The 3223-nt window shown below is 50.1% G+C and carries 3 protein-coding genes; all 3 read right to left on the reverse strand.

The window, feature by feature from the left end; translation table 11 throughout:
• Positions 1-462: 462 nt before the first annotated feature.
• The gene (locus RIC19_RS22410) at positions 463-1542 is read right to left on the reverse strand and encodes an Rpn family recombination-promoting nuclease/putative transposase (RefSeq protein ID WP_350180611.1); all 1080 of its coding nucleotides are present in this window, start codon (positions 1540-1542) and stop codon (positions 463-465) included.
• A gap of 69 nt (positions 1543-1611) precedes the next feature.
• Entirely contained in the window at positions 1612-2325 is a 714-nt protein-coding gene (locus tag RIC19_RS22415) for a Riean_0653 family protein (protein ID WP_350180612.1), read from the reverse strand.
• A gap of 631 nt (positions 2326-2956) precedes the next feature.
• Positions 2957-3223 (reverse strand): hypothetical protein (locus RIC19_RS22420; protein WP_350180613.1); only part of this gene is annotated, 267 nt, incomplete at its 5' end.

Consider the following 3223-nt stretch of genomic DNA (forward strand, 5'->3'; position numbering starts at 1 on the left):
ACTTAGATCCACCCCCGCCCTTCGGGCACCCCGTGTCACGGCGCTGTAGCCAGCGGTGCTGTCGGAAGCGCCCAGCGGGGGATAGCACGAGCAGAGGCTTCAGCTACCGGCTGTCCCAGGCATATCTGTTTAATGCCAATACCAACGATACCGCTATAGCTCGGGGCTTTAGCAGGGCGGTTATGTTTTGTTCAAGATAAGTGTGGCGGTCACACAGGGAGCGCCGGTTTTTGTGTTGCTGCGCGCAGTGATTCGTGCAATTGATTGGTAATATACTGCTTAGCCGTGGTAATGTCAAGGTTGCGGCGTTAAAACATTGTTGTTTTTTGAGGCTTGTGGTGGGTGTGGAGTGAGCGTTGGTCCTGGTTTGGTTGGAAAATATGCGACTCTACCTGCCTGTGCCGGGTAGACAGGTTCTACGAAGTCGGGCTACAGGGGGGGCTGAAATATCAGAATGTGGCTTTACCTGTCTGTGCCTGCCAGCAGCTTTTCCACCAGCTCCTGCAGCTTCTCCATTTCTTCTGCATTGAGTGGGATATCGGCAAGCAGTTCTTCCTGCACATATTTGAGGAGCTTGTCTTTGTCGCCTTTTGCAGCGATATCGATAAAATCCTGCACGGTTTCCTGAGGCAGCCCGGTGAAGTCGGCGAGGTCAACGGCCGCCATTTCCGGAAATTTGAGCGCTGTCTTCAAAAGGTGGAAGATGCGCTCCTTTTGTTTGCCTTTTTCCATACCTTTTTCCATACCCTTTTCCATGCCTTCTTTGCGGCCGCGGGTTAGGATTTGCTCTAGTGTGCTCATGACATCTGGTATTATATCGAGGTCCGTGTTTTCAATAATTGCTTTGAATTCTTCTTCTGAGCGCTCTGCCACTCCGAGGATGTAATGGGTCAGTGCGCTGATGCTGGACTTGCCGTCTGCCCCTTCAAAAATAAGCCTAAGATATTTAACAATCAAGTAGGGCTGATGCCGGAAGGATAACGCCATGATGGCGCTCCTGAAAAAGCTTAGGTCAAGCTGCAGCAGCTCCTCCGTGCTGAGCTGCGAGACATCCTGAAAAACAAAGCTAAAATTAGGGATGTAGGGCTGCAGCAGGCCGAGCTGCGGATGGCCGGCAAAAAGCTCTGCGAGCGTCAGGGGCTGCCATTTTTCTTTCCCGTTGTAGAATATGATAGGGAGCACCAGCTCCAGTTCCCGCCCGGCTTCTTTCACGGACCGTAGCATAAGCTCCATGATGTATAGCCCGACCTGCACGGACACGTATTTATCGGGCTGTGATTTGTGCTCAAGCAGCAGGCAAAAGTACAGATGCTGCTGCTCTTCCTCTTGTAGGAGGCGGCAGCGGTAAATGACATCGGCTTTGAATTCTCTCAGGTTGGGCTGAATGCTGAGGCTGCTTTCCAGCTTCAGGCTCCCGAGGTCGGTGATGCGGGCAATGTCCGGATAGAAGTGCTCAATATACCGCTTTGCTACCTCCGGCTTGCTCATAGCGTGGCGGAAGAAGCGGTCATCGGGTTGATGTATTTTGGGTCTTGAGGGCATGGTACAGAGATTAGCACCCTAAAGATACAGAACCTTGCAACAAAACCAAAATAATTTAAACAAACAAATTTAATTGGCCCAGTCGTAGTCGAAACGGCCATCGGTGATGTAAATCGTGTCGCCACAGTTATCATCGACCACTGTGCACTGAAAGGTGCCAGAGACGATAAATTCTTCAGTGTCCAGGTTGAGAATTTCTACCCAGTTGTCAGCACCTTCTAGTAAATGGGAGGGGTCTGTGGATTCTTGGCAATCAAGGTTATGGTTTCCATACATTGCATAGTGCAAATCATATTTACCTATGCTATCAACGTATGCTACAATTCTTATGTAATCATCAAACTCTTCACATTCCCTTTCCCCGAACATTGATAAAATCTTATAATTCGGAGACCAGTTGCCAAGTATACTACTCTGAAGGAACCCGCCCCCACAGCGCTGCCAGTTCACCCCATTGATTTTGCAGGCGAAGGTGCCCTCGCCGGTAGTGGTGATGGGCGGCAGCTCATCGGGCTGGGCAATGGAACCTCTGTCGGGCTTGAAGAGTGGCTTGTCGCACCCGGCCCACAGCAGGGGCACGGCGAGCAGGCAGGTGAGGATTAGGCTTGATGCGCTGGGAAGCATTGCAGGCGTAAAATGGCTCTTTCCTGCCCATACTGTGCCTTTTCTCAGTCGCTTAGCTCGGCTAAGCTCCTTCAAAAAGCCTGCGTATGGTTGAAAATAGCTCATTTTCCCCTCTACACTGCCCCAACGCATCAAGCCTGTTAGGAATTTGTTTTTCATAAGTGAAAGGTTTTATGTGTGAATAAATAGAATCTATTAGGTACTACCTCCTTATCCGTGCAGATAGCAGGCAGGCTAGCTTTTGTACAATAAGATGACAAGCACTGCAATGGCGGCAGGGCTGTATTGCAGTATGCTTTAGTGATCGTCCAATAAACTTTAATGTAGCGGTCTTACAAGGAGCGCCGCATTTCGTATTGCTGCGCGCAGTGATTCGTGCAATAGATTGGTAATTTACGGCTTAGCAGCGGGAATATCAAGATAAGGGGTGAAAAACATTGTTGTTTTTTTTGGCTTGCGGTGGGGGTAGGTGGAGCGTTGGTTTTAGCCCGTTGTAACATGCGACTTCTACGAAGTCGGGCTTCCGTAGGGGGCCTGAGAGATTAGGATGTGACTTCTACGAAGTCGGGTCAACATAGGGTTCCTGAGAGGTCAGGATGCGACTCTACCTGCCTGCACCGGGTAGGCTGGTGCTACGAAGCCTTTTGGCCGTTTTGTCCGGCTCATTAGGCATGCTACTCGTCCTTTGAGTTGCTTAAGGTATCGGAGCCAGACTTCGAAGGGAGTGTTATAGGTTGTGTTATTGAGACTGGGTACTGAAGATGTGTTGGCAGAGCTTTTCTTCATCGCTTTATCCACCCACCAACTGGCCGGTCAGCCCGTGCAGTTTCTCTTCCTCTTCTCCGCTTAGGGGGATATCTGTAAGTAAGTCTTCGCGAACGTATTTATTCAATGCGAGGGCATCTCCCTCTGATTTGACAGACAGAAAAGTGGTCACCACCTCCATGCTCAGCTCCGTGAAGTCTGCTAATTTTGCGGCGGGCCAGTCTGGGAAATGCACAGCGGTTTTGAGCAGATTAAAGATGCTCTTTTTGTAGATGCCTTCCTCCCGACCTCT

Source organism: Phaeodactylibacter sp. (genome assembly GCF_040219495.1).
GTDB lineage: Bacteria > Bacteroidota > Bacteroidia > Chitinophagales > Saprospiraceae > Phaeodactylibacter.